Consider the following 26,265-nt stretch of genomic DNA (forward strand, 5'->3'; position numbering starts at 1 on the left):
GAATCATTCTCAACAGGGCGTAGACTGGCCCCGATGACAAAGACACTCGCTCTGCAAGCACACCACCTCGACTACGCCTTCGGTGAGCTCCGCGTACTGCACGACGTGAGCATCGCTCTGCCACGCGGCACCGTGACGGCGATCCTTGGCCCCAATGGCTCGGGAAAATCCACGCTCCTCGAGATCCTCGCGGGGGTGCGTCACCCACTCGCGGGGCGCGTTTTCTCCACCGGCCCGATCGCCCTCGTCGTGCAGCGCACCACCACCCCCGAGCTACTCCCGCTGACCGTGTTCGACGTCGTCAGCATGAGCACCTGGTCCAGCGTGCGCCCCTGGGGGCGGGGCATGCGGCGCGCCGAGCGTCTCCAAGCCGTCGAGGACGCGCTGACGCGGGTGGATCTGTCAGCCTTCGCGGGGCGCGCATTCACTGCACTCTCCGGGGGCCAGCGGCAGCGCGTGCTTCTGGCTCAGGCGCTCGCACGACACGCCCCGATCCTGCTACTCGATGAACCATCGACCGGGCTCGACGCCGAAAGCCGCGATCGCACGCGGGCGATCCTTGCTGAGGAGGCCGCACGCGGCGTCGCAGTCGCGGTCGTCACCCACGATGCCGAAACGACCAGCATCGCCGACGCGGTCGTCAGGCTCGGGGACGGTTCCCGGTCTTTTCGCGACTGAAGGAGGCAACACGCGCCTGAGCTCACCGCCAGCCTTCGACCAGCATCGCACCCAACTTCGGCGGAGCGTCCACCCTTCAGCAGTTCCGGCAGGATCCCGCTCAATCTGGTCAAAAATGCCGCCGCAAGCCCACCCGACCCGAAAACGCAAAAACCCCAGATCATTTATCTGATCTGGGGTTTTTGTACTCGTGCGCGAAGGGGGACTTGAACCCCCACGCCCTTGCGGGCACTGGCACCTGAAGCCAGCGCGTCTGCCAATTCCGCCACTCGCGCGAGTTTGCTCTCTCCACGGCTTCCCGTTTCGATAACCAGATGAGCGTACCAGCGAAACCCCCGCGACACCAAAGTGAGCATGCACCCCCGGCGCGTATCCCCCGCGAATCCGCCGAAAAGCAGCGAGGGTTCAGCCGACCGCCCCCGCGGCCCAGTAGCATTCATACTCAAACTGCGATCTTGTTTGCCGCACCCGCGGCGAGTGAGCGCAGCACGACGGAGACGCCACCGGCGCGACCAGAGGAGCAGACAGTGGGAATCCTAGACAGCGTTGAGCGCGGGCTTGAACGCGCCGTCAACGGTGCCTTCGCTCGCACCTTTCGCTCCGGCGTGCAACCGGTGGAGATCGCTGCCGCGCTCAAGCGCGAGCTCGAGATCGGCTCGGTGATCGTCGACCGTGACCGCGTGCTGGCCCCGAACCGCTTCCTCGTCCGCCTCTCCCCCGACGACGCCACGCGACTGTCGGGCATGGGCACTCCGCTCGAGGAAGAGCTCATCGCGGTCGTGCGCAAACACGCGGCCCGCCAGGGGTACCAGCTCATCGGCGACGCCGACGTCGAGCTGCGCCCCGATCCTGCCCTCGCCAAGGGCGTGCTCGAGATCGACGCGACCAGCGTCGAGGGCACCGTCGCCTGGACCGCGGTGCTCGATGTCGACGGCAAGCGGCACGAACTGCGTCGCGGCACCACCACCATCGGACGCGGTAGCGACGCCGATATTCGCATCGGCGACACCGGTGCCTCGCGCAAGCACCTCGAGATTATCTGGGACGGCGCTCACGGCATTGCCCGCGACCTCGGCTCGACGAACGGCTCGAAGATCAACGGCCAGCGATTCCGCGAGGCCGCCCTCACCCCCGATATCGTGATCACCATCGGCCAAAGCACGCTGCGGTTCAAGCTGGTTCCCCAGCGCGCTCCGCAGCGGCAGCGGCCAACAGCACCTCCCACGGCGCAGCTGCCGGGTGCTGAGGCGAAGATCGACGAAGATTTCTGGAGGGGCCTGTGAGCGAACTGACCCTACTCATCCTGCGACTGGGCTTCCTGGTCACGCTGTGGCTGTTCATCTTCGCCATTGTCTATGCGCTCCGCAGCGACCTGTTCGGGGCCCCGGCCCGCAGGCTCCGCGGCGAAGGCCCGAACCCTCCGGCAAGCACGCCGCCGTCGGCACCGAAGGCGGCCGCACTGCAGGCCGCACCGGTTGCAGGGGTCATCACTCCGGGCGCGGGTGCAATGCCCTCAGCAGGATCCTCAGGCCCCGCGCGCACCCTCATGATCACCTCGGGCGTCGCGGCGGGCACCTCGCTCCCCCTCGACGAGGACCTCATCACGATCGGCCGCTCCCCAGACTCCACCCTCGTCATCGTCGACGAGTACACCTCGACGTATCACGCACGGCTCACCCGCGATGGCGCCGGATGGACCCTGACAGATCTCGACTCGACCAACGGCACCCGCGTTGACGGCGTGCGCATGGACGACCCGATTCGGCTCGCGACGTTCGTCCCGGTGACTATCGGGACGACGACCTTTGAGCTGAGGCCGTAGGCGTGACGATCTCGTACGCAACCGCCATCGGATCCCACGTCGGGATGGTGCGATCGAACAACCAGGACTCGGCGTTCGCCGGCTCCCGGCTCTTCCTCGTTGCCGATGGCATGGGCGGTCACGCGGGCGGCGATGTCGCCTCCGCGCTGACCACCCAGGCGCTCGCCGAGGTTGATGGGCTCGAGTTCCCTGACCCGAAGTCCGCGACCGACACGTTGCGCAACCGACTGCTCGCCGCAAACCGCAAGCTCTCCGAGACCGTGTACGACCGGCCCGAGCTCTCGGGGCTCGGCACGACATTCACCGGCATTGTGACCCTCGACAACCAGCTCGCGGTCGCTCACATCGGCGACTCCCGCCTGTACCTGCTGCGTGGCGGCGAGCTGAAGCAGATCACCAAGGATCACACCTTCGTGCAACGCCTCGTCGACAGCGGGCGCATCACCGAGGAAGAGGCGAAGACGCACCCGCGCCGCTCCGTCCTCATGCGCGTGCTCGGCGACGTCGATTCCTCCCCCGAGATCGACACGATGGTGCTCGATACCCGCCCCGGCGACGTCTGGCTACTCTGCTCGGACGGCCTCTGCGGCTACGTCGAGGACGACGAGATGGAGCTCATCCTCCGCCGTCGCGCGAACCTGCAGGGCGCCGTCGACGCCCTCATCGACAAGAGCCTCTCGCACGGTGCCCCCGACAACGTCACGGTCGTCCTCATTGAGGCTTCGGCGCAGCCGCAGCAAGACCTCGGCCCCCGTTTCGCGGGCTCGGCCGCGGCCCCCATCGCCCACGCTGAACGCCGGCAGACCACCGCGATTCGCCTGCCGGGCTGGCGTCGGTCTGGCCGCCGGACGCAGCCGGTCGCCGAGAGCCACTTTGAGCCCCGCGTCGACGAGTATCTCGACGAGCTCATCGCCGAGACAAAGCGGCGCAATCGCCGTCGCCGGGCGATGTGGCTCGTCGGGCTCGGCCTCGCCATCGCCGCCCTGGCTGGCGGCGTGCTGCTCGGATACCAGTGGACCCAGACCCGCTACTTCGTCGGCACTGACGGCGAAACCGTCATTATCTACCGCGGCGTGCAGCAGAACATCGGCGGCCTTTCGCTGAACTCCGAGGCGGAAGACACCGGCATCCCGGTCGATTCCCTCGGCGGCTACGAGCAGCGCCAGGTCGAGCGCACGCTCAACGCGTCCTCCCTCGACGAGGCTCGTGACATCGTGCTGCGGCTGGGGGTGAACGCGGATGACGAGTGAGCCGAAAAACGCTGAGGCAGGCTACGAGAAGGCGCGCACCGGCGAGACCGTGCTGCAGCGCATCACCGCGATCCGGGCACCCCGCATCCTGCGCCGCCTCGAACTCGCGCTCATCATCTTCGCCCTCGCGGTCGGCATTGGCGCCGTCATCATTGTCGACCTCACCGTGCTCGGTCACGTCTCGACCACGCTGCTCGGCCTCGGCATCGGTCTCGTCGTCGCGATCATTGGCCTCCACGTCGTCGTGCGCGTGGTCGCCCCCGACGCCGACCCGCTGATCATCCCGATCGCCACCTTCCTCAATGGCATCGGCATCGCGCAGATCTACCGCATCGACCTCGCCGTCGGGCTCACCGGCTGGGAGGCGACGAGCGTTCGGCAGATCGTCTGGACCATCGTCGCCGTCGTCGCGGCCGCCGCCGTCCTCCTGATCATCAAGAACCACCTGGTGCTCTTTCGCTACACCTACCTCACCGGCCTCGTCGCGGTGATCCTGCTGTTGCTGCCGATGCTGCCCGGGATCGGCCGCGAGGAGTTCGGCGCCCGCGTCTGGATCTCGATCGGCCCCTTCTCGTTCCAGCCCGGCGAGATCGCCAAGATCCTGCTCGCGATCTTCTTCGCCGGTTACCTCGTGCGCAACCGCGACGCCCTCTCGATGGTGGGCAAGAAGTTCGCGGGGATCACCTTCCCGCGCGCCCGCGACCTCGGCCCGCTGCTCGTGTTCTGGCTGGCCGCGATGAGCGTGCTCGTGTTCCAGCGCGACCTCGGCACCTCGCTGCTCTACTTCGGCCTCTTCCTGTCGATGCTCTACATCGCGACCGGCCGCACCGGCTGGGTCGTCCTGGGCGGCGGCCTCTTCGTCGCCGGCGGCCTCATCGCCAGCCAGACGCTCGACTACGTGAACCGCCGCTTCACGAACTGGCTCGACCCGTTCCACGACGCGCAGGGCGCGAGCTATCAGCTCGTGCAGGGCCTCTTCGGCCTCGCAAACGGCGGCATGAGCGGCACCGGGCTCGGCCAGGGCTTCCCCGACGACACCCCCCTCTCGCAAAGCGACTACATCATCCCGAGCCTCGGCGAAGAACTCGGGCTCATCGGCCTCTTCGTGATTCTCGCGGCGTACCTCCTCTTCGTCGGGCGCGGCCTGCGCATCGGCTTCGCCGGTCAGGATGACTTCGGCAAGCTGCTCGCAGCCGGACTCGCGTTCACGGTGGCGCTGCAGGTCTTCATCGTCATCGGCGGCGTCACGCGCGTCATCCCGCTGACCGGCCTCACCGCCCCGTTCCTCGCGGCGGGCGGCTCCTCGCTGATCTCGAACTGGATCATCGCGGCGCTCCTCCTGCGCCTGTCCAACGCCGTCCGCAACCGACCGAAGCTGGTGATTCGCGCATGAATAAGCAACTGAAGCGCGTCACTCGCGTCATTTTCCTCATGTTCATTGTGCTCTGCTTCTCGACGACCATGATTCAGGTCGTGCAGGCCGACGAGCTACGTGCGAACCCGCTCAACCAGCGCACCGCCAAGAACAGCTTCAACATCGAGCGCGGCACCATTCTGGTGGACGGCAATCCCGTCGCCGTGTCCGAGCCGACCGGCGACACGTACCAGTTCACGCGCACCTACCCGGGCGGCGCGATGTATGCGCCCGTCACCGGCTATTACTCACGCAATCAGGGCATGACCGGCATCGAGGGCGCGCTGAACCAGGAGCTCTCGGGCATCGGCAACGCGCAGTTCTTCACCCGGATCATGCGCATTCTCACCGGCGAGGACCCCCAGGGCAGCTCGGTCGAGCTCACTCTGAACCCCGCCGCGCAGCAGGCCGCGTATGAGGCCATGGCGGGCCTCGAGGGCGCCGTCGTTGCCCTCGATCCGAAGACCGGCAAGGTCCTCGCGATGGTCTCGACCCCGAGCTTTGATCCGTCGCTGCTCTCGTCGAACAACGACGCGCAGATCATCGAGAACTACGGGCTGCTCGAGCAGGATCCTGCCCAGCCGCTCGTCAACCGGGCCATCGGGGGCGATCTGTACCACCCGGGCTCGACCTACAAGCTCCTCGTGGCCGCGGCCGCGATCGAGAGCGGCGCCGCGACCCCGGCCTCGACCTTCGATAACCCGGCTCAGCTGCAGCTGCCCCAGTCGAGCGCGATCATGCAGAACGCTTCTCGGACCGTGTGTGGACCCGGCGACAAGGCCACGCTCGAGACCGCGATCATCCAGTCCTGCAACATCCCCATCGCGGAGCTCGCGATGGAGATGCCCCGCGACGAGGTGCCGAAGATGGCGCGTGCGTTCGGGTTCGAGCAGGACTTGCAGATCCCCCTCAATGTCTCGCCCAGCGTCGCGCCGGCGCCCCTCGACCAGGCACAGGTCGCACTGTCGTCCATCGGCCAGCTCGATGTGCGCGCGACGCCCCTGCAGATGGCCATGGTGGCCGCGGGCATCGCGAACGGCGGCGAGCTGATGAAGCCGCAGCTGGTCAATCAGATCATCGCGCCGAACCTCAGTGTCGAGCGCGAGTTCACGCCAGAGGTGCTCGGGAACCCCATCTCCGAAGAAACCGCTCAGACAATGACCGGCATGATGGAGAAGGTAGTTTCAGACCCGAGCGGCACCGGCGTCCCGGCCGGCATCGACGGGGTTCGCGTTGCTGGCAAGACCGGCACCGCCGAGAACGGCACCGCCGCGGACGGGTCTGATCTGCCCTTCACCCTCTGGTACACCGGGTTCGCGCCGGTGGAAGATCCCCAGATTGCGATCGCGGTCGTCGTGGCAAACGGCGGCGGCGAGGCGCACAACTACTTGGCGAGCTCATACGAGCTGCCGACAGCTATCGGAAAACGAGTCATGGAAGCGGTGCTAGGCCAATGAGACCTACGGCAGGAGTCACGTTCGGCGGACGGTACGAGCTGAGTTCACGGATTGCCGTGGGCGGCATGGGCGAGGTCTGGAAAGCGACAGACAGCGTCATTGGGCGTACCGTCGCTATCAAGATCCTCAAGGACGAGTACATGGGTGACCCGGGCTTCCTCGAGCGCTTCCGCGCCGAGGCCCGTCACGCCGCGCTCGTCAACCACGAGGGCATCGCCAACGTCTTCGATTACGGCGAGGAGCAGGGCTCCGCGTACATCGTGATGGAGCTCGTCCCCGGCGAGCCCCTCTCGACCATCATCGACCGCGAAAACATCCTGCCGCCCGACCGCGTCCTCGGCATCGTCGCCCAGACCGCGACCGCGCTGCAGGCCGCGCACGACGCCGGCCTCGTCCACCGCGACATCAAGCCCGGCAATCTGCTCATCACGCCCGAGGGTCGGGTGAAGATCACCGACTTCGGCATCGCCCGTATCGCCGACCAGGTCCCGCTCACCGCCACCGGCCAGGTCATGGGTACGGTGCAGTACCTCGCGCCCGAGCAGGCCAGCGGTCACACGGCGACGCCGTCCACCGACATTTACTCGTTGGGCGTCGTCGCGTACGAGTGCCTTGCCGGCCGCCGCCCCTTCACGGGCGAGTCACAGGTCGCGATCGCCATGGCACAGATCAACGACACCCCGCCGGATCTGCCCGACAGCATTCCCGAGCCCGTGCGGTTCCTGGTGTACGCGTGCCTCGCCAAGGACGCGAACGAGCGCCCGGCGACCGCCGCGAAGCTCGCGCAGGCCGCAGCGGCGCTGCATCGCGGCGACGTCCGCACCGCGGGCGCCTACGTGCCGCAGGTCCTCGGTACCGTCGTGCCCGACGCGGCAACGACCATGCTGCCGCAGACCACCCTGAACGACGCTGCGACGACGGCGATCCCGCGGACCTCCGTCATCGCCGGCCAGGACGAGCCGCACTTGGCCGACCTCGGTGACGAGGTGGAGCCGGGCAAGAAGAAGCGCAGCCCGTGGACGTGGCCGCTGATCACGCTGATCGCGATCCTCGTGATCGTCGGCGCCGGCACCGTCTTTGCCATGATGAACGGCAACAACGACGAGCCGAAGCCCACGCCCACGACTTCCACGACCAAGCCGCCGACCACGACCAAGCCGCCGGCCGAGACCGGTGCCGAAGTTTCGGCCGCGGACCTCGTCGGAAAGAACATCGATGAGGCCACCGGGATCCTGACGGGCATGGGCTTCACCGATGTGCGTCGCGCCGAGGGTGCACCCGCGGCGGACGACGCCGTCGGACTGGTGACCGCGGTGACGCCGACCGGCAAGAAGGTCGCGTTCGACCAGCCGATCACGCTGACGTACAACATCGCTTTTGGCCAGCCTGCCGCTCCTGCCGCCGCAAGCGGCCCGACCGAGGTGAACTCGGGCCAGCCGTTCGCCATGAACCTGGCGCCGAGCACCTGCCCCGCGGGGCTCACGTTCCAGGGCTACGAGGTGTCCGTGACGGGCGACGGCTCGCTGGCAAGTGTGTCGGGCTCGACCGCCAACATCAACGCGAACACGATCGCCGTCGGCGACCCCGACGGAATCATCACGGTCACGTACACGTTCACCTGCACGGGCAGCAACGTGACCCGCGTCTCGCCGGCCTCTGCGGCCGCGACCATCACGGTCAAGGCGCCGCTCGCGCCGGTAATTACTCCCTAATTCCGCAGTTACACTCAGAAGACATTGGAACGAAAGGTGAGCGGCATGACGGAAACGACCGGAGTCGGGGAACAGCGGATCCTCGCCGGACGCTATGCCGTCGGTGAGTTCATCGGGCAGGGTGGCATGTCCACCGTGTACCGGGGAACTGATACCCGGCTCGGCCGACAGGTCGCCATCAAGATCATGAAGGCGAACCTCTCGGGGGACGTCCAGTTCCGGGACCGCTTCCGCCAGGAGGCGCAGTCCGCCTCACGCATGGCGCACCCCACGGTCGTGCGAGTTTTCGACGCGGGCGACGACCTCATCCAGACGAGCGACGGGCCGCAGAAGTTGCCCTTCATCGTGATGGAGTACATCGAGGGCAAGAACGTCCGCCAGCTGATGAGTGAGGGCGAGCTCTCCCAGGCGGAGGCGTGCCGCATCATTGACTCGGTGCTCACCGCACTCGAGTACTCGCACCGAGCGGGTATCGTCCATCGTGACATCAAACCGGCCAACATTATGGTCACTAAGACCGGCCAGGTGAAGGTGATGGACTTCGGCATCGCGCGAGCCGTGTCCGAGACCTCCTCTACCGTGCAGCAGACGACGGCCATCCTAGGCACCGCGGCGTACTTCTCGCCCGAGCAGGCCAAGGGCGACACCGTCGACGCGCGCACCGACCTGTACTCGGCCGGCGTCGTGCTCTTCGAAATGCTTGCCGGCAGCGTGCCGTTCCGCGGCGATACCGCGGTCGCAGTCGCCTACCAGCACGTGAGCGAGCGCCCGGAGCCCCCGAGCGAGCGCAACCCTGACGTTTCGCCCGAGCTCAACCAGGTCGTGTTGCACGCCCTGGCCAAGGATCGCACACGCCGATTCCAGTCCGCCGCGGAGTTCCGCGACGCAGTCCGCCTCGCCGCAGAGGGCACGATGCCCAAGCTGAGCTCGAACAATGGCGAGTCGCCGCTGCTCTTCTCGGGGGGCGAGGAGGTCTCGGAGTCTGACCTTGCACTGCGCCAGCTGTCCGAGAACGCCAACACGGTCCGTACGCAGAGCCGCCCGCCGGTGATGTGGACCTGGGCCGCCATTCTCACCGTGGCCGCCGTGATTGGCGCCGTGATCTTCTGGCTGGTCACGCTCGCGCCGACCCAGTTCACCCCGTCCGATGCGCGCACGGTTCCCGATCTCATCGGCGTACAGCAGGCGGACGCGACGAGCGCACTGCGTGACCTCGATCTCGTCCCGCTGCCCGTGCTGCAGGAGAACGACGACGTCCCCGCCGGCGCCGTGATCAGCACCGACCCGGAATCGGGAACCCACGTCACCACGAACGAGACGATCAAGATCTTCGTCTCGACCGGCCCCGCTGCACCTGAAGTCCCGGACCTCGCCGACATGACTCTGAGTGATGCTACGGCGGCGCTCGAGGCGCTGGGCCTGAAGCTGGGACTCGTGAACCAGGTCGACAGCCCAGACGCGCCCGCCGACACGGTCCTTTCGTCGGTCCCGGAGGCCGGCAAGAAGCTCGGTTCGGGTGAGTCGGTCGACCTGAGCGTGGCGACCGGCAATGTCGCTGTTCCGAACGTCGTCGGACAGAGCATGGACGCGGCCCGCAGCCTGATCGAGGCACAGCGCCTCTCGGTGCGCATGCTGCCGCGCGATAGCTGCCCGCAGGAGCCGAACCTGCCCGTCATCGAGCAGTCGCTCCTGGGCGCAGCCCCGCAGGCGTCGCAGGTTGAACTGAGTTACTGCGCGGGCTAGCGAGTCTCAGCGCTGGCAGGATCCTGCCGGTCTGAGCCTCGCGCGGCCCGCCCCTAGCCCTCGCGCGCCAGCAGCGGGCTGAGGGTGGCGGCCGTCTCGGCGGCGTTTGCTACGCCGGCCCGCACGAGCCAATTGCCGAGCATGCGGTACCCGCCCTCGGTCAGCACCGACTCGGGGTGATACTGCACGCCGTAGATCGGGAGCTCGCGGTGGCGCAGCGCCATCACGATTCCGGTTGCCGTCTCGGCAGTAATCTCGAGCACTTCCGGAACGGTGTCGCGGACCACGGCGAGGGAGTGGTACCTGGTCGCGTCGAACGGGCTTGCGATGCCCGCGAAGAACGAGTCGCCGGTGTGCGTCACCCGCGACACCTTGCCGTGCATGAGTTCCTCAGCGTGGGTCACCGTGGCGCCCAGCGCCTCAGCGATCGCCTGGTGACCCAGGCAAACCCCGAGCAGCGGAACGCCAGTGCGGAGGGCGATGCCGACCATCGCGATCGAGACGCCCGCCTCTGCCGGGGTCCCGGGGCCGGGCGAGATGAGCACACCGTCGACCTCAGCCACGAGCTGCTCGAGCTCGGCGGCGGACACGTCGTCGTTGCGAATCACCCGCGTCTCAGCACCGAGTTGCTGCAGGTACCCGTTGAGGGTGTAAACGAAGCTGTCGTAGTTGTCGATAACGAGGATCTGAGTCATTGCGTAATGGTCGCTTCCTCCGAGGGCAAGATGCTTGCAACCCACGGGTAGACAAATGTGATGAGAGCGAAGACGAGCCCCGCGGCCGCGGCCGCGAGCACGAAGACGCGGAACCAGGCAGGTCCCGGGAAGAATCGCCAGAGCAGTGAAAACACGTTAGGCCCCCTGACTAATGAGTTCGGTGTACTCCGGCGGGACACCGTCCGCAGCGGGCTGGAAACTCTCGAGCACGGCATAGCTGATCGCGCGCTCGGTGTTGCCCGAGAGTTTCGGGTGGCACGTCGTGAGGGTCAAGATCTGGTCCTCGCCCGCAACCCCGTCGAGCCACGGGAACGGCGACAGGACCTCGCCGGCGCTGGGCAAGACGTATTCGATGTCGCGGAAGCGATAGGTGTACCAGCCGTCGACGGTCTCAATGAAGAGCGGGTCGCCGATGCGCAGGTTCATGATGTCGCGAAAGGGCGTCGTCGCTGGCCCTGAGCGGTGAGCTGCGAAGCCCACGTTCCCTCCGGGCTGCCCGGGCATTTGGGTCTCGGTGTAGCGGCCAATGCCGAGCTCGGGATCGTTCAGCACCTGACTCATGCTGGTGCCCTCTGCGAGTCGATACGCAAAGTCTCGTCCGAATGCGGGGACGCGCAGCACGCCGAACGCTTCTCCCTCTGGCACAACTGCGGTGATCGGGACCACTCCCGGATCCGCGGGCGGCGGCGCCGGGTGCGCTCGCCACTGCGCGCTCAGTTCGTCGGCGATCGCCGCGTTCTGACCCGCCACGACCGTGGTCGTGTACCAGGGCTGCCAGACGAGGTAGCCGAGCGTCGCGACGCCCCCGATGAGCAGCAGCTCGCCGATCACCGTCAACGGGCTCAGGTGCGCGCGACGGCGCTTGCGCTGCGCGCGCCTGGGCTCGGTTGAGGCCTCATTCATGTCGCCATTCTAGGGCCGGGTGGAATGCGCTGTCCGTGGGAGAACCGTGTGCATGTCGCAACGCTCATCGAACCGCTAGACTCTTGCGCATGGCAGCAGCTTCGAAGGACGTCAGCAAGCGTAAGAAGTCAGACGCGATCGCAGAGCAGCGCGCGGAACAGCACTCCGGCGCCGAACAGGCACCGAACCCCGCGTGGTTCAAGCCGGTCATGTTCGGATTCATGCTCGCTGGTCTCATCTGGATCGTTCTGTACTACATCACGAGCGCTTCCCTGTCGCTGCCGATTCCTGCGCTGCAGCAGGGCAACATCTTCGTCGGTTTCGGCCTGGTCCTCGTCGGCTTCCTCATGACGACGCGCTGGCGCTAGCCACACAGACTCGAACGGCCCGCTGATCCGGTTGGATCAGCGGGCCGTTGTCATTGTGCCGCCTGCCCGAGAGTGCCGCTACGCGGACGAGCCTGTGGATGACGCTGGGGACAAATCGGCGGGATCCTGCAAAATCTCCCGTAATTCCGCGGGAGAAACCCTGTGAGTTACACCGGTGTGATTTCCCACAGGGTGTGCACAAACTTGTGGATAACTTTCCACCGGGCAAAATACCTACGTGAGAGCCGAAACCGGCCAGATCAGATAGTAGGCGGCGGCCACCACAACGAGTACGAGCGCGATACCGGTAACCGCGGCAATACGGGCGGCGCGGCGGCGCGGCCCACGCAGGCTCACGTACACACCCATCACGGCCGCGCCGACGACGATGCCGCCCAGGTGGGCCTGCCACGAGATCGCGGTGCCGGGCAAGAAGCCGATGCCGACGTTGATCGCGATCATCACGAAGAGGGTGCGTGCATTGATGTTCGCGGCCCGCAGCGCGACCAGGGTCGCGGCGAGTACGCCAAAGATGGCGCCCGACGCGCCAACAGTGGGCGTGCGCAGTGCTTCGAGCGAGGTGTAGCCCCAGAGCAGCACGGCCGCCGAGCCACCGATGCCTGCGAGCACGTACAGCACGGCAAAGTTGACCCGCCCCACCGCGCGCTCAAGCTCACGCCCGAAAAGCCAGAGCGTGTAGAGATTGAACAGGATGTGGAAGATGGACCCGGTCGAGTGGGTGAACATCGCGGTAACCATGCGCCACGGCTCGAACTGGCCGGGGAGGGAATACACCGGGGCGTACCAGAGCGCGGGGGTGACCGAGGGAATGAGGAGCTGCGCCGCATAGACGAGTACGCACAGACCCATGATCGCGTAGGTCACGACGGGGGTGCCCGTGTCAGCCATCATCCGGCTGCTCGCGCGCACCTTCCGCTTCAGTTGAGTTCCCGCGCCGGGGAGCGTGTCGCGCATGCACTGCGGACACAGCACCCCGACGGCGGAAGCGGTTTGGCAGTCCGGGCAGATCGTGCGACCACACCGCTGGCAGAGCGTAAAGCTGTGCACCTGGGGGTGGCGGTAACACACGTCATTCGGGCCGTACTCGGCCCGTTCTCCGAACTGCGTCACCGGGCTAGGCCTGGGTGATCGTGACGCCGGTGATGACGACGTCCTCGACCGGACGGTCCATGCCGCCGGTGGGGACGGCCTCGATCGCGTCAACAACCGCGCGCGACGCCTCGTCGGCGACCTCACCGAAGATGGTGTGCTTGCCGTTCAGGTGCGGGGTCTGCACCGTGGTGATGAAGAACTGCGAGCCATTGGTGCCTGCGAGGCGGCCCGTCAGGTCGGGGCGCTTGCCGGCGTTCGCCATGGCGAGCAGGTAGGGCTTGTTGAAAACGAGCTCGGGGTGGATCTCGTCGTCGAAGGTGTAGCCGGGGCCGCCGGTGCCGGTGCCCGTGGGGTCGCCGCCCTGCAGCATGAACTGCTGAATGATGCGGTGGAAGATGACCCCGTCGTAGAAGCCCTTTTCGGCCAGGTCGACGAAGTTCTTGACAGTCTTGGGAGCGTGATCCCCAAACAGGTTGATGACGATGTCACCGTGGTTGGTCTGGACGGTCGCTACTGCAGTGTGAGTGGTCATCGTGCAAGTCTACGGGCGCACCCTCTGTGAGTCCCATTGGTTCTTCCTGGGCATTCGTTGGGGTTCCCTGTCGGTTCGCGCAGTTGCTCTCGCCTTGCAGGTGAATCGGTGTAGCGTGGGAAAACACACCGGTCCGGTAGAACCAGCGGAGGATCCCATGGCCCTTTCTCGCAAGCGTCAACGCGAACTCAAGCAGCTGCGGTCACTCGCCGAGAGCGTGCTCGATCAGCAGAAGGAAGTACTGGGCCACGCCGGCACAGTGCTCCACGAAGCAACACGTCAGGCGCGCCACCTCGGCGACGAGGTCGTTGCACCTCGGGTCGGTTCAGCGCTCGACACTGTCCGTCCCTCGGTGGATCGCGGCATCTTTGCCGCCCGCCAGGCCGCGGGTCAGGTGCGCCGAGTCGCGACTCCGGTCGTCGCCGCGGCGCTCGCCAACGCGGTGCAGAAGCTCGATCAGATCGAACAGCACGAGACGGCCAGCGAGCTGCGCCGCTTCGGAGAGCGCAAGGGACTGCTCGCGCCGCAGCGCAAGAAGCGCGGTTTCGGGAGCGTCGTCGCCCTCGGTCTCGGCGTCGTCGCCGCAGCCGGCGTTGGGTACGCAATCTGGCAGGCGTTCCGCACCGACGACGAACTCTGGATTGCCCCCGAGAACGACAGCTAGCGTTCAGCGCGGCGTTGCAGGACAGGATCCTGCCTGCTGCGCGCCTGAGCGACATGAACGGGAGTTCGGCTATTGGCCGGGCTCCCGCCGCTGTTGTACCGTACCCGGGCCGGCATCGTCGGGGTGAGCTGCGCACTTCCCGGCGCATTCTTACTTCCCGGAGCGATCTCCGGCGGGTTCCGACTCCGGCAATGCCAATCTTGCCGAGAAGTGCGACCCACGGCCCCGAGGCCTCCGCGCACCCGAGACCTAGGCGGGTGTGCTGGGACGCGGCACGCGCAGCCCGGCGTGTTCGAGCCCCACGCGCACGAGCGACAGTGTGCGCAGCTCGTGCAGCCGATCGAGCGGGACCCATCGCGCCTCGTCCGACGACCCATCGACCTCGTGCTGCAGGGGCGCGTCCTCGACCTCTGCGCGGTAGATGATGCGGACCGTGTGCAGCTCAGGGTCCGAGCCGTCCTTGATCTCCTCGCGCACGAGCACCCGCGAATCGACACCGAGCAGCTGACCCAGCCGGGCGCGCAGGCCGGTCTCTTCCCAGATTTCCCGCACCGCGGCGTCGCGGGGGTCTTCTCCGGGCTCGAGCCCGCCGCCAGGAAGGGTCCATCCGTGCATGCGACCGCGGCGCCAGTGTGTGAGCAGTAGCTCATCCTCGCGCACAATGACGGCGTATGCCGCGACCCGCGTCTCCATCCCCCGAGCCTAGTGGCGCAAGCGGGTCGGGTGGGCGGCAAAATGTCGGTGGCTGCTGTCAGGATCATGCCGTGCAGGTGGCCGACTCACCCCCACGTCGCTCCGTGCTGCCCCGCCCCAGAGTTATCCACAAGCTGTGCACATTTCTGTGGAGAATCACATCCGTGTAATTTCTTGTCATCCGCGAGTTCCCGGGGAACTCTTCCTGCTGCTGACGCGACGAGCCCAGGCTTCGAGTGGGTTGACCGGTGTGGATAACCGTTGGACGAGGAGACGTTCCGGTGGGTGCAGTCACCTCGGTTGCTGACGTACACGGACTCACGAGATCCTTCGGGAAGTTTCCTCCCGTGCACGGCTTCGATCTGCGCGTCCAGGCGGGTAAGGCACATCGCTTTCTGGGTCCGAATGGGTCGGGAGAGTCCACCACCATTCGCGTGCTGTTCGGGCGGCTTCGCGCCGACTCAGGCACGGTGAATCCTCCGTCGCCCGAGCGACTCTTCCTGCGCCTGTACGAGGCGAAGGAGAGGTCGTGCCTATTGGTGCCGCGTCGACGGGGGGCTGGCAGGCCACGCTGTTCCCGCTGCGCGGCTCGCGCGGGGCCCTGCAGGCGCCGGAATGCACGCTCTAGGTGAATCACCCTGGGTTGGGTGCTGCAGACGCTGCCAGCGGGCGAAAATCGCTGGTGGCCGCGACTTCTCAGCCTGGTGCGTCGCGTTCCTCGTTGTCGGGAAGGTGCGTTGACTCCCTGGCGACATCGATTTGCCGGGTCCCGGCGGCGCGACATCGTGATGTGACCGAGCGGAAAATGGAAAACCCCCAGTTCGGCGAGGAACTGGGGGTAACCGTGGAGCCTGGGAGAATCGAACTCCCGACATCCTGCTTGCAAAGCAGGCGCTCTACCAACTGAGCTAAGGCCCCGATCAAACTGCGATCCGGGGTGGATCTGTTTCTCTTGCGAGAAACGGTGGGGATACCGGGATTTGAACCTGGGACCTCTTCATTATCAGTGAAGCGCTCTAACCAACTGAGCTATACCCCCCTACCGAGAAATAACTCTACCTAACCTGCGGCAGAATTAAAAATCGGCATGGGATCCCGGGCTAGTTGCTCGTGAATCCGAGCTGGAAACCGCCGAGAACCCGCACCAGCAGGTTGTACACGAGCGAGGCGATGGCGCCGAGCGCGGTGCCCACAATCGTGTTCAAAATGCCGACGACGATCGCGAATCCGAAGACCTGCGGGAAGCCGATGATCTGCATCAGGTTGATGTCGTCGCCGCCGACGATGTCCATGAAGATCTCGTTGACCTTCGACAGAGCCCCCGTCTGCAGCAGCACGGTGTAGATCAACACTGTCGCGACGATGCTGACGATCGCGAGGCACAGCGACACCAGGAAAGAGAACTTCACGGCCGACCAGAAGTCGACATAGACGAGCTTCAGGCGTACCTGCTTCGCCGGCGCTTTCTTGCGGGTCTTGCGGGCGAGCTTGTCTGCAACAGTGTTACTCATTCACGTCTTCCTTGTTCTCCGCGGTGCCCTCTGCGTCCGACTCCCCTGCAGGATCGGTTTCAAGGTTGCGTTCCGAGTTTCGGGCGATCCCAATAATACGGTCGGCGTCTGGGAATCGCGCAAACACGACGCCCATGGTGTTCCGGCCCTTGGCAGGAACCTCGGCGACGTCCGAGCGTACGACCTTGCCGCTCGCCAGAATCGCGAGCACTTCGTCGCCCTCGTCGACGATGAGGCCGCCCACGAGATCGCCGCGAGCCTCGTCGAGCTTTGCCACCTTGATGCCGTAGCCGCCGCGCTGCTGCACGCGGTACTCGTCAATCGAGGTGCGCTTCGCGTAGCCGCCCTCGGTGACCACAAAGACGTACCCGCCGTCGCGCAGCACCGAGGCCGACAGGAGGCTGTCGCCCTCGCGGAAGTTCATGCCCCGCACGCCGCTCGTCGAGCGACCCAGCGGGCGCAGTGCTTCGTCCGACGCGGTGAACCGAACCGACATTCCCCGGGTCGAGACCAGCAGCACGTCGCTCGACGCCTCGGTGATGAGCGCCGAGACGAGCTCGTCGCCCTCGCGCAGCTTGATCGCGATGATGCCGCCCGTGCGGTTGGTGTCGTACTCCTCGAGACGCGTCTTCTTCACAAGCCCGTCACGGGTCGCGAGGATGAGGAAGCGGTCCGGATCGAAGTCACGGACGTCGATGATCTGCGTGATCGTCTCCTCGGGCGCGAGCGCGAGCAGGTTCGCGACGTGCTGGCCCTTTGCGTCCCGGCCGCCTTCCGGCGCCTCATACGTCTTCGCACGGTACATCCGGCCGGTGTTCGTGAAGAACAGCAGCCAGTGATGCGTCGTGGTGACGAAGAAGTGCTCGACGATGTCATCGGCGCGCAGCTGCGCACCCTTGACACCCTTGCCGCCGCGGTGCTGCGTGCGGTAGTTGTCGATGCGCGTGCGCTTGATGTAGCCCCCGCGAGTGACGGTGACGACCATCTCCTCTTCCGGGATCAGGTCTTCCATCGACATGTCGCCGTCGTAACCGAGCAGGATGTTCGTGCGTCGCTCGTCGCCGAACTTGTCGACGATCTCGGCCAGTTCGTCGATGATGATCGTGCGCTGCTGCTCGGGCGAGGCGAGGATCCCCTCGAACTCCGCGATCATGGCCTCGAGCTTTGACGCGAGATCCATAATCTTCTGGCGCTCGAGTGCGGCGAGGCGCCGCAGCTGCAGGGCGAGGATGGCGTCGGCCTGAATCTGGTCCACCGAGAGCAGCTTCATAAGGCCCTCGCGCGCCTCGTCGACGGTAGGCGAGCGCCGGATCAGGGCGATCACCGCGTCGAGAGCATCGAGTGCCTTGAGGTAGCCACGCTGGATGTGAGCCTCGGCTTCGGCCTTCTTGAGACGGAAGGCGGTGCGTCGGACAATAACCTCGATCTGGTGCTTGACCCAGGCGGTAATAAAACCGTCCACCGGCAGGGTGCGAGGCACCCCGTCGACGATCGCGAGCATGTTCGCGCCGAAGTTCTCCTGCAGCTGCGTGTGCTTGTACAGGTTGTTCAGCACCACCTTGGCAACCGCGTCACGCTTGAGCACGATGACGAGGCGCTGACCGGTACGACCACTCGTCTCGTCGCGGATGTCCGCAATGCCTTGCACGCGGCCCTCCTTGACGAGGTCCGCGATCTTGATAGCGAGGTTGTCGGGATTCACCTGGTACGGCAGTTCCGTCACCACGAGGCAGGTGCGGTTCTGCAGCTCCTCGATGTTGACGATGGCGCGCATCGTGACCGATCCGCGACCGGTGCGCTGCATGTCGTGGATCCCCTTGGTGCCGAGAATTTGCGCACCGGTCGGGAAGTCAGGCCCCTTGATGCGAGCCATGAGCGCTTCGAGGAGCTCCTCGCGCGTCGCCTCGGGGTGTTCGAGTGCCCAGCGGGCGCCGTCGGCAACCTCACGCAGGTTGTGCGGGGGGATGTTCGTGGCCATGCCGACCGCGATACCCGCTGAACCGTTCACCAGCAGGTTCGGGAAGCGAGCAGGCAGGATCGAGGGTTCCTGCGTGCGACCGTCGTAGTTCTCCTGGAAATCGACGGTGTCCTCGTCGATGTCCCGCACCATCTCCATCGCGAGTGGCGCCATCTTGGTCTCGGTGTACCGAGGAGCAGCGGCGCCGTCGTTGCCGGGAGAGCCAAAGTTTCCCTGCCCGAGTGCGAGCGGGTAGCGCAGGCTCCACGGCTGGACGAGGCGCACCAGCGCGTCATAAATGGCCGAGTCGCCGTGCGGGTGGTACTGGCCCATAACGTCGCCGACCACGCGCTGGCACTTGGAAAATGCCCGGTCAGGACGATATCCGCCATCGAACATTGCGTAGATCACGCGGCGGTGGACGGGCTTCAGCCCGTCACGCACGTCGGGAAGGGCGCGTCCCACGATGACGCTCATGGCGTAGTCGAGGTACGAGCGCTGCATCTCAAGACGCAGGTCAACCTGGTCGATACGGCCGTGAACGGCGTCGCCCGCCTGGGTCTCGTCAGTCTGGTTTTCGCCGTCCATCAGGCTCTCCGAGTCGGGGGTATTAGATGTCAAGGAAACGCACGTCCTTCGCGTTCTGCTGAATAAAGGTTCGTCGGGCCTCGACGTCCTCGCCCATCAGGGTCGAGAACGTCTCATCGGCCTGCGCCGCGTCGTCCATGGTGACCTGCAGAAGCGTCCGCGTTTCCGGGCTCATGGTGGTCTCCCACAGCTCCTGGTAGTTCATCTCGCCGAGGCCCTTGTAGCGCTGGATCCCGTTGTCCTTGGGAATGCGGCGGCCGGCGGCCGCGCCAGCGGCAAGCTGGGCGTCACGCTCGGCGTCGCTGAACACGTATTCGTGCTCGGCGTTGGTCCACTTGAGGCGGTACAGCGGCGGCTGCGCAAGGTACACGTAGCCGAGCTCGATGAGGGGACGCATGTACCGGAAGAGCAGCGTGAGCAGCAGAGTCGTAATGTGCTGTCCGTCGACGTCGGCATCGGCCATCAGAACGATCTTGTGATAGCGCGCCTTGTCGGTGTTGAACTCCTCGCCGATGCCCGCGCCGAACGCGGTGATCATCGCCTGGACTTCAGCATTGCCGAGCGCTCGGTCGAGACGCGCCTTTTCGACGTTCAGGATCTTTCCGCGCAGCGGCAGGATCGCCTGCGTCGCGGGGTTGCGGCCCTGAACGGCGGAACCACCGGCCGAGTCGCCCTCCACGATGAAGATCTCTGAGATCGAGGGATCCTTCGACGAGCAGTCCTTGAGCTTGCCCGGCATGCCGCCGCCTTCGAGAAGCCCCTTGCGCCGCGCAGTCTCACGGGCCTTGCGCGCCGCGAGACGCGCGGTCGCCGCCTGCAGCGCCTTCCGGATGATCTCCTTCGCCGCGTTCGGGTTGCGCTCGAACCAGTCCCCCAGGTGATCGCCGACAACCTTCTGGACGAACGCCTTCGCCTCGGTGTTGCCGAGCTTCGTCTTGGTCTGACCCTCGAACTGTGGCTCCCCCAGCTTGATGGACACGACGGCGGTCAGGCCCTCGCGCACATCGTCGCCCGATAGGTTCTCATCCTTTTCCTTGAGGATGTTCTTCTCCCGCGCGTACTTGTTCACCAGCGTGGTGAGTGCCGCGCGGAAGCCCTCTTCGTGGGTGCCACCCTCGTGGGTGTTGATCGTGTTGGCGTAGGTGTGCACGCTCTCGGTGTAGGCCGTGGTCCACTGCATCGCCATTTCCAGCGAGATGCGACGTTCCTTGTCCTCTGATTCAAAAGCGATGATCTCGTCGTGCACGAGATCGGCACGCTTTGCCGAGTTCAGGTATTGCACGTAGTCCTGGATGCCGTTCTCGTACATGAACGAGTGGTGCGGCTGCGGGGCAGGCTGTTCCTCGCCGTGCTCGTCGATGATGGGATCCTGTGCGCGCTCGTCCGTGAGGTTAATGCGCAGGCCCTTGTTCAAGAAGGCCATCTGCTGGAAGCGGGTCTTGAGCGTCGCGTAGTCGAACTCGATCGACTCAAAAATGGCTGCACTCGGCCAGAAAGAAATCGTGGTGCCCGTGCCATCGCTCGGCTCCCCCTGGGCGAGCGGCGCGTCCGGGACGCTGTCCGTGAAGCTCATGTTCCACGTGAAACCTTCGCGCTGAACCGCGACATTGAAGCGGCTCGACAAGGCGTTTACGACAGAAGACCCCACGCCGTGCAGGCCACCGGAGACCGCGTATCCGCCGCCGCCGAACTTTCCACCTGCGTGCAGGATCGTCAATACGACCTCAACCGTGGACTTTCCCTCAGTCGGGTGCATCGCCACCGGGATGCCGCGACCGTTATCGATGACGCGTACGCCACCGTCGGCCAGGATCGTGACGTCGATGGTGTCGCAGTATCCGGCCAACGCCTCGTCTACCGAGTTGTCGACAATCTCGTACACCAGGTGGTGCAGGCCGCGGGGACCAGTGGAACCGATGTACATACCGGGGCGCTTGCGCACCGCCTCAAGGCCCTCAAGAACCTGGATGTCGCCGGCACCATACTCGTTCTTCGTCTCGGTGCCTTCGGGTTCAGCAGTCATCTCGTGGGTTCCTCATCCGCTCCGCGACGCAGACGGCTTCCGCATGGAGGCGCCTGTCATCAAGCATTGTGTGTTCGGAGCATCACCCGGCAGCTGCACGGAGTCACACTCAATACACCACCCTATCAATTCGGGGGCGCGAAAACCTCGATTTTCGCCCGCTCCGGGCCGAAAAGACGGGGAAATGACGGAACAGCTCGGCTACCCGTAGGTATCGCGCGGACCGCGCCCTTGAACTGATCTGGGTCCGTGTTTCCAAGAGGGCGCACCGGGCCTGATGAAACGAATCTCGCGCACCTGGGCCTCCGGGTGCTCGCGCAACATGCGTGTGATGATCTCGCCACGCAGTCGCCGCAGCTCGGTCGCCCACGCGGTTGAGTCACACTGCACCTGGAGCACGCCATTCTCAATGCGCGTCACCTGCGCGTGGCCGGCCATAGCCTCACCGACCAGCTGCGGCCACTGATCAATCAGGCGGGCCTGCGCGAGCTCGAGCGTCCAGCCCATCGTCGCGGCCTCTCCCGTGATAATGTCCCCCAGCGGGCGCGGGTCGCGGCCAGAAGCAAACGGCTGCGACGCGGTGCGGAGCATCTGCTTGCGTGCACGGGCCTCTTTGGTGAGGGGAATCCCCCGCCAGATTGACTTCGCCCGCCGGTAGCTCTCCGTCGCGAACCCCGGGTCACCAGCGGGACGTGTCACGGCAGTTCACCACTTTTGGCCTGATCAGAGGCCTCTTCTTGAGGAAGTATCAGCGTTGAATCGTGCGCGATAGCTGCCTCAGTTGCCCCTATCTGGGGCGAAGAATCGCTCGACTGAGTTGTGTCAGCGCGATTCTCCGGTGAATTTTGGGCCATTTCGGATTGTGCGCGCGCGTCTGCGTCTTGACGAACCACTCCGGCCTCAACGCGAGCAATGCGCCACGGGACGTCCGCAGGGACATCTGCCTGCACCGCTGCGGTCACGATCACCTGCTCAAAATCACGAACCGCGGCCATGAGTCGACTGCGGCGGCGCTCATCCAACTCCGCGAACACATCGTCCAGAATCACGACTGGATCTCCGTGGCGGGCCTCCGCGCGGAACAATCGCGCAGTAGCGAGACGAAGTGCCAGCGCGAACGACCAGGACTCCCCGTGACTGGCATACCCCTTCACGGGGAGGCCATTCAGCTCGAGAACGAGATCATCGCGATGCGGACCCACCAATGTCAGGCCACGATCGAGTTCCGCAGTGCGCACCGCATCGAGTGCCCTCCGAAATGCAGCTGAGATTGTTTCACGTGAAACACTCCCCGCAATACCTGCAGCCCCTACTCCCCCAGCGAGAGCTGTTTCACGTGAAACATCGGCACCCTTGGACAGTGCGGCCGCAATTGAGCTCGCGATATGCATTGTGGGGCGGTGATCGTTTTCGACGAGCGCGGCGTATCCCAACGCAAGTGGTTCAGCGAGATCGCGAACGAATCGTGCGCGTTCTGCGACTATTCGACTCCCGAGGTCGATGAGCCGTTCGTCCCAGACGTCCAGCGTCGCGCGCACGGCATCCTTCTTCCCCGTGGATCGCGCGGACTTGAGGAGCGCAGTGCGCTGCCGCACAACGCGTTCGTAATCAGCGATGACGCCCGCCGCTGCCGGAATTCGGGCAACGAGCCCCTCGTCGAGGAACCTCCTGCGAATGCCTGGATCTCCCCGAACCAGCGACAGATCCTCAGGCGCGAACACGACCGACGAAAAGTACTGTGTGATCTCCCTGGGTTTCGTGCCGTTTCGGTTGATCTGGGCGCGATTGGGCCGGTCCCGGTTGAGCTGCAGCTCTAGCAGAGCGTCGCGATCGGTAAGCTGCACCCGCATCCGCATCACAGCAGAGTCCGCGCCAGCGCGAATGAGCGGTGCGTCGCTCGTCACGCGGTGAGAGCTCAATCCGGCAAAATAAGCGATCGCCTCGACGAGGTTCGTCTTCCCCTGCCCGTTGCGCCCCAGCAGCAGGTTCGCCCCAGGCGACAGCTCGAGCTCAGCGGCTTCGTAGTTGCGATAGTCCGAGAGCGTGAGATGTACGACCCGCACTGGACTCCTTAGCGGAGCAACAGGTTTGGCTGCAGCAGGTACCGGAAGCTCTCGTCAGACGCCTCATCCTTGCTTCGTTGGCTCGTAATGAGCACGGGCCCAGGCTTAGATGGGTTGTCGGTGCGGGTAAATGCGATTCTCGCGAACTCAGAGTGTGTCGAGCGTAGCCCGTCAAGCAGGAACTGCGGCTTGAGAGAAACGGTCATCTCCTCGCCGGCAAGATGCGCATCGATCGTCTCGGATGCCTGCGCAGTCTCAGAACCGGCGGCTTCAAGGGTGACACTCCCCTCACGGAAGCTGAAGCGCAGTGCGGCCTCGCGCTCGAGGACGAGTCCGACACGATTCGTCGCCTCAATGAGATCCGCGGTGTTCACCACGGCGTAGTTATCTACGGTCTCCGGGAAGAGTCGGCGAACGGGCGGATAATTGCCCTTGATAAGCAGCGAAGTCACGGTCTTGTTGCCCCCGGTGAACGCGATGAGCTCGCGCTCGTCGTTGCGCACGATCGAGACCTGCACCTGTCCGCTGGAAGCGAAGGTCTTTCCCACCTCGGTGACAATCTTGGACGGGACGAGGGCCGTGAGCTCTTCTCCGCCGTTGGAGTTCTCCCAGTCGATACCGCGAATAGCGACGCGGTAGCGGTCTGTAGCGGTGAGCGTCAGTGAATTCTGGGTGACCTCGAACTGCACACCCGTGATGACGGGGGTCACGTCGTCCTTGGACGCGGCGGCGCCGACCTGCGAGACCGCATCCGCAAAGGCGTCTGCGGGCACCAGGCCCGAGACGGTGTCTACGCGGGGAATCTGCGGATACTCCTCCACGGGCATCGAGGGGAGGCTGAAAGATGCGGAACCGCACTTGACCGTTACCCTGCCATCCAGCAGCGTGATGATGACGTCTGCTTGCGGCAAGCGGTTGGCAATATCACCGAGCAAACGGCCCGATACGAGCGCGCGACCCGGCTCCTGAACATCAGCGGTGACGACCGTGCGTGACGACACTTCGTAGTCGAATGAGGAGATGGTAATCTCGCCGGCACTCGCCTCGATCAGCGCCCCACTGAGCAGCGGCTGCGTCGGACGCTGCGGGAGCAACTTCACTGCAAACGAGACCGCCTCGCTGAAAACATCGCGGTTGACGGTGAAACGCATACGCTGCTCCTCGTTCTGGTCAGTGGGTACGTGAATGGGGTCACAAATTGTGACCAGTCCTCACGGCTTCACAATCTTTGCATACTCCCGGAGGAAGGGGCACCCAACTTCTTGTCAGGGCCCTCGGCACTGGGTGTGATCGAGCGCCCCCTAAATTACAGAAATCTTGTTAACAGTGTTAACGCCTGTGGAAACTGTGGATAACTCTGCCGAGGCCAGTCGGCGACTGGGAACCACACGCTTGTGACTTGTGAGTGGCCTGTGCACGCGGCCACTTCCGCGGAATGATGCGGATCCGCCCGCAGGAGCTGATTGCACAGGCAGGGGGCAGTAATCCACATCTTTTGGTGACTTGTCCGGAGTTATCCACAGGGGGCCTGTGGACTGTGGACAAATCGGGGCTGTTAACGCGTGCCTTGCTTGATGCGTGTGGTGAGCTCCGTGACCTGGTTGTAGATCGAGCGACGCTCCGCGATCAGCTGCGAGATCTTCTTGTACGCGTACATCACGGTCGTGTGATCGCGACCGCCGAACAGCTGACCGATCTTCGGAAGTGACAGGTCAGTCAGGTCTCGGCATAGGTACATCGCGATCTGCCGAGCAGTCGCGATCTGTTGCGCGCGCGACGAGCCGTAGAGGTCATCGATCGAGAGCGAGAAGTAATCTGCCGTGACCGTGATGATGTCACTCGGCTGAATCTCGTTGTCCTCATCCAAGGTAATGAGGTCCTTGAGCACCGTTTGCACGAGCGCCATGTCGATCGCCTGCTGGTTCAGGCTGGCGAATGCCGTCACTCGGATGAGGGTTCCCTCAAGCTCGCGAATATTCGACGTGAACTTGGTCGCGATGAACTCAAGAATCTCATCGGGCACGTGCAGCTTCTCGCGCTGGGCCTTCTTGCGCAGGATAGCGATGCGCGTCTCGAGGTCAGGTACCTGAATGTCAGTGAGGAGACCCCATTCGAAGCGAGACAGCATCCGCTCCTCGAACCCCGTCAAATGCTTGGGCTGCACGTCGCTCGTGATGACGACCTGCTTGTTGTGGTCGTGCAGGGTATTGAACGTGTGGAAGAACGCTTCTTGCGTCTCAGCCTTGCCCTGGAGGAACTGAATATCGTCGATCAGGAGGATGTCCACGCTCCGGTACTTCGCATGGAACTTGGCACCCTGGTTGTTGGCGATTGAGTTGATGAAGTCGTTGGTGAAATCCTCGGAGCTGACGTAGCGCACGCGCACGCCGTTGAACAGTTCCTTGGAATAGTGGCCAATTGCGTGCAGCAGGTGGGTCTTGCCGAGGCCCGAGTCGCCATAGATAAAAAGTGGGTTGTACGCCTTTGCGGGCGCCTCGGCTACGGCGAATGCAGCTGCGTGCGCGAACCGGTTCGACTGTCCGATCACGAAGCTCTCAAACCGGTACTTCTCGTTGAGCTGGCTCTCTTCGCGATTTGACGTATCCGCATGGCGCCCAAACGGCTCGACGGGAATCGGCCGCGACGGCGCCGGATCGGTGAAGGGTGAATCACTCAGTCCGCGCTGATCGCCACCGGCATCAGACTCCTCCCCCGGGACATCGAGTTCGAAGTCCGGCTGCGCATCAGGGTCCACAATGACGACAAACGTCTCGACCTCGGCGGCTTCAGGAAGCTTCGCGATCTCCGCCATGATGATCGGGCGCAAGCGCGACTCCAGGATCTGGAGGGTGAACTCGTGCTGCACGGCCAGATAGATCGCGCCTCCGCCAATTCCGCGAGGAACGGCAAGTGCCAATTGGCCAATCAGGGACGGCGGAACCGTCGGGTCGTCCGTGATTACCCGAATCACGTGCGCCCAAATGCGCCGTACGTCGTCCTCAGTCACGCCTTCTCCTGGCTCTTCACGCTCCGACTATCGAAGCTCATCCCCAAGGTT

23 protein-coding genes, 3 tRNA genes and 1 pseudogene are annotated in these 26,265 nt (G+C 64.9%); 11 read left to right on the forward strand and 16 right to left on the reverse strand.

Annotated elements, in window-relative coordinates; all coding sequences use genetic code 11:
• Positions 1-33 precede the first annotated feature (33 nt).
• Positions 34-678: a metal ABC transporter ATP-binding protein gene (locus KOE53_RS05965; protein WP_188057782.1), complete on the forward strand. Its 645-nt coding sequence runs from the start codon at positions 34-36 to the stop codon at positions 676-678.
• 191 nt (positions 679-869) lie between these two features.
• Here KOE53_RS05965 and KOE53_RS05970 read toward each other — a convergent pair.
• Positions 870-953 (reverse strand) — tRNA-Leu (locus tag KOE53_RS05970).
• A gap of 252 nt (positions 954-1,205) precedes the next feature.
• On the opposite strand from KOE53_RS05970, the gene KOE53_RS05975 reads away from it, so the two are divergent.
• From KOE53_RS05975 to pknB, 7 genes are read left to right on the forward strand one after another with little or no spacing between them, the layout of a single operon-like run.
• Positions 1,206-1,961: an FHA domain-containing protein gene (locus tag KOE53_RS05975; protein ID WP_188045063.1), complete on the forward strand. Its 756-nt coding sequence runs from the start codon at positions 1,206-1,208 to the stop codon at positions 1,959-1,961.
• Positions 1,958-2,500: an FHA domain-containing protein FhaB/FipA gene (locus KOE53_RS05980; RefSeq protein ID WP_188057783.1), complete on the forward strand. Its 543-nt coding sequence runs from the start codon at positions 1,958-1,960 to the stop codon at positions 2,498-2,500. The genes KOE53_RS05975 and KOE53_RS05980 overlap by 4 nt, the downstream gene beginning before the upstream one ends.
• Before the next feature lie 2 nt (positions 2,501-2,502).
• Complete coding sequence (locus tag KOE53_RS05985; protein WP_188057784.1) at positions 2,503-3,750, forward strand: Stp1/IreP family PP2C-type Ser/Thr phosphatase; 1,248 nt, start codon at positions 2,503-2,505, stop codon at positions 3,748-3,750.
• Positions 3,740-5,143, forward strand: a complete 1,404-nt coding sequence (locus KOE53_RS05990) for an FtsW/RodA/SpoVE family cell cycle protein (RefSeq protein ID WP_188045066.1) — start codon at positions 3,740-3,742, stop codon at positions 5,141-5,143. The genes KOE53_RS05985 and KOE53_RS05990 overlap by 11 nt, the downstream gene beginning before the upstream one ends.
• Positions 5,140-6,621 carry a peptidoglycan D,D-transpeptidase FtsI family protein gene (locus KOE53_RS05995; RefSeq protein ID WP_188057785.1) on the forward strand — a complete coding sequence of 494 codons (1,482 nt, stop codon included), beginning with the start codon at positions 5,140-5,142 and terminating at the stop codon, positions 6,619-6,621. Before KOE53_RS05990 ends, KOE53_RS05995 begins: the two co-directional genes overlap by 4 nt.
• Entirely contained in the window at positions 6,618-8,333 is a 1,716-nt protein-coding gene (locus tag KOE53_RS06000) for a protein kinase domain-containing protein (RefSeq protein ID WP_188045068.1), read from the forward strand. Before KOE53_RS05995 ends, KOE53_RS06000 begins: the two co-directional genes overlap by 4 nt.
• A gap of 45 nt (positions 8,334-8,378) precedes the next feature.
• Positions 8,379-10,076 carry a Stk1 family PASTA domain-containing Ser/Thr kinase gene (gene pknB / locus KOE53_RS06005; RefSeq protein WP_188057786.1) on the forward strand — a complete coding sequence of 566 codons (1,698 nt, stop codon included), beginning with the start codon at positions 8,379-8,381 and terminating at the stop codon, positions 10,074-10,076.
• A 53-nt stretch (positions 10,077-10,129) separates the two neighbouring features.
• Here the strand turns inward: pknB and KOE53_RS06010 are convergent, their stop codons facing one another.
• From KOE53_RS06010 to KOE53_RS06020, 3 genes are read right to left on the reverse strand one after another with little or no spacing between them, the layout of a single operon-like run.
• Positions 10,130-10,771: an anthranilate synthase component II gene (locus KOE53_RS06010; RefSeq protein ID WP_188057787.1), complete on the reverse strand. Its 642-nt coding sequence runs from the start codon at positions 10,769-10,771 to the stop codon at positions 10,130-10,132.
• Positions 10,768-10,926 (reverse strand): hypothetical protein, encoded by a 159-nt coding sequence (locus KOE53_RS06015; RefSeq protein ID WP_188045071.1) that lies wholly within the window; start codon positions 10,924-10,926, stop codon positions 10,768-10,770. Before KOE53_RS06015 ends, KOE53_RS06010 begins: the two co-directional genes overlap by 4 nt.
• A gap of 1 nt (position 10,927) precedes the next feature.
• Positions 10,928-11,695, reverse strand: coding sequence for a class E sortase (locus tag KOE53_RS06020; RefSeq protein WP_188057788.1), 768 nt, complete (start codon positions 11,693-11,695; stop codon positions 10,928-10,930).
• A gap of 89 nt (positions 11,696-11,784) precedes the next feature.
• Between KOE53_RS06020 and KOE53_RS06025 the strand changes: the two genes are divergently transcribed.
• Positions 11,785-12,063, forward strand: a complete 279-nt coding sequence (locus KOE53_RS06025) for a cell division protein CrgA (protein WP_188045073.1) — start codon at positions 11,785-11,787, stop codon at positions 12,061-12,063.
• A 234-nt stretch (positions 12,064-12,297) separates the two neighbouring features.
• Here the strand turns inward: KOE53_RS06025 and KOE53_RS06030 are convergent, their stop codons facing one another.
• Both KOE53_RS06030 and KOE53_RS06035 read right to left on the reverse strand, forming a co-directional pair.
• Positions 12,298-13,194 carry a rhomboid family intramembrane serine protease gene (locus KOE53_RS06030; RefSeq protein WP_188045074.1) on the reverse strand — a complete coding sequence of 299 codons (897 nt, stop codon included), beginning with the start codon at positions 13,192-13,194 and terminating at the stop codon, positions 12,298-12,300.
• A gap of 4 nt (positions 13,195-13,198) precedes the next feature.
• Positions 13,199-13,708 carry a peptidylprolyl isomerase gene (locus tag KOE53_RS06035; protein WP_188045075.1) on the reverse strand — a complete coding sequence of 170 codons (510 nt, stop codon included), beginning with the start codon at positions 13,706-13,708 and terminating at the stop codon, positions 13,199-13,201.
• Positions 13,709-13,865: 157 nt separating this feature from the next.
• Here KOE53_RS06035 and KOE53_RS06040 point away from each other — a divergent pair, with 157 nt between their 5' ends.
• Positions 13,866-14,372 carry a DNA/RNA helicase gene (locus KOE53_RS06040; protein WP_188057789.1) on the forward strand — a complete coding sequence of 169 codons (507 nt, stop codon included), beginning with the start codon at positions 13,866-13,868 and terminating at the stop codon, positions 14,370-14,372.
• A 249-nt stretch (positions 14,373-14,621) separates the two neighbouring features.
• Here KOE53_RS06040 and KOE53_RS06045 read toward each other — a convergent pair whose 3' ends face one another.
• Positions 14,622-15,065 carry an NUDIX hydrolase gene (locus KOE53_RS06045; RefSeq protein WP_188045077.1) on the reverse strand — a complete coding sequence of 148 codons (444 nt, stop codon included), beginning with the start codon at positions 15,063-15,065 and terminating at the stop codon, positions 14,622-14,624.
• Positions 15,066-15,412: 347 nt separating this feature from the next.
• Here KOE53_RS06045 and KOE53_RS13815 point away from each other — a divergent pair.
• A pseudogene (locus KOE53_RS13815) lies at positions 15,413-15,526 on the forward strand (ATP-binding cassette domain-containing protein); the annotation flags it as partial.
• A 384-nt stretch (positions 15,527-15,910) separates the two neighbouring features.
• On the opposite strand, the gene KOE53_RS06055 reads toward KOE53_RS13815, so the two are convergent.
• The 9 genes from KOE53_RS06055 to dnaA all read right to left on the reverse strand — a co-directional run bounded on the left by KOE53_RS06055 (position 15,911) and on the right by dnaA (position 26,214).
• Positions 15,911-15,983: transfer RNA gene (locus KOE53_RS06055), tRNA-Ala, on the reverse strand.
• Between the two features lie 47 nt (positions 15,984-16,030).
• Positions 16,031-16,104, reverse strand: a tRNA-Ile gene (locus tag KOE53_RS06060).
• 61 nt (positions 16,105-16,165) lie between these two features.
• Positions 16,166-16,576, reverse strand: coding sequence for a DUF3566 domain-containing protein (locus KOE53_RS06065; RefSeq protein WP_188045079.1), 411 nt, complete (start codon positions 16,574-16,576; stop codon positions 16,166-16,168).
• Entirely contained in the window at positions 16,569-19,121 is a 2,553-nt protein-coding gene (gene gyrA / locus KOE53_RS06070; protein WP_188045247.1) for a DNA gyrase subunit A, read from the reverse strand. Before gyrA ends, KOE53_RS06065 begins: the two co-directional genes overlap by 8 nt.
• 22 nt (positions 19,122-19,143) lie before the next feature.
• A complete protein-coding gene (gyrB, locus tag KOE53_RS06075) occupies positions 19,144-21,144 on the reverse strand; it encodes a DNA topoisomerase (ATP-hydrolyzing) subunit B (RefSeq protein WP_188057791.1) in 2,001 nt (666 codons plus the stop codon).
• A gap of 201 nt (positions 21,145-21,345) precedes the next feature.
• The gene (locus tag KOE53_RS06080) at positions 21,346-21,843 is read right to left on the reverse strand and encodes a DciA family protein (RefSeq protein ID WP_241095475.1); all 498 of its coding nucleotides are present in this window, start codon (positions 21,841-21,843) and stop codon (positions 21,346-21,348) included.
• A complete protein-coding gene (recF, locus tag KOE53_RS06085) occupies positions 21,840-23,207 on the reverse strand; it encodes a DNA replication/repair protein RecF (RefSeq protein ID WP_188057792.1) in 1,368 nt (455 codons plus the stop codon). The genes KOE53_RS06080 and recF overlap by 4 nt, the downstream gene beginning before the upstream one ends.
• Positions 23,208-23,215: 8 nt before the next feature.
• The gene (gene dnaN / locus KOE53_RS06090) at positions 23,216-24,358 is read right to left on the reverse strand and encodes a DNA polymerase III subunit beta (protein ID WP_188057793.1); all 1,143 of its coding nucleotides are present in this window, start codon (positions 24,356-24,358) and stop codon (positions 23,216-23,218) included.
• A 404-nt stretch (positions 24,359-24,762) separates the two neighbouring features.
• Positions 24,763-26,214, reverse strand: a complete 1,452-nt coding sequence (gene dnaA, locus KOE53_RS06095; RefSeq protein ID WP_188045083.1) for a chromosomal replication initiator protein DnaA — start codon at positions 26,212-26,214, stop codon at positions 24,763-24,765.
• Positions 26,215-26,265 lie beyond the last annotated feature (51 nt).

Origin of the sequence: Leucobacter sp. CX87, assembly GCF_018682295.1 — a bacterium.
Lineage (GTDB): Bacteria > Actinomycetota > Actinomycetes > Actinomycetales > Microbacteriaceae > Cx-87.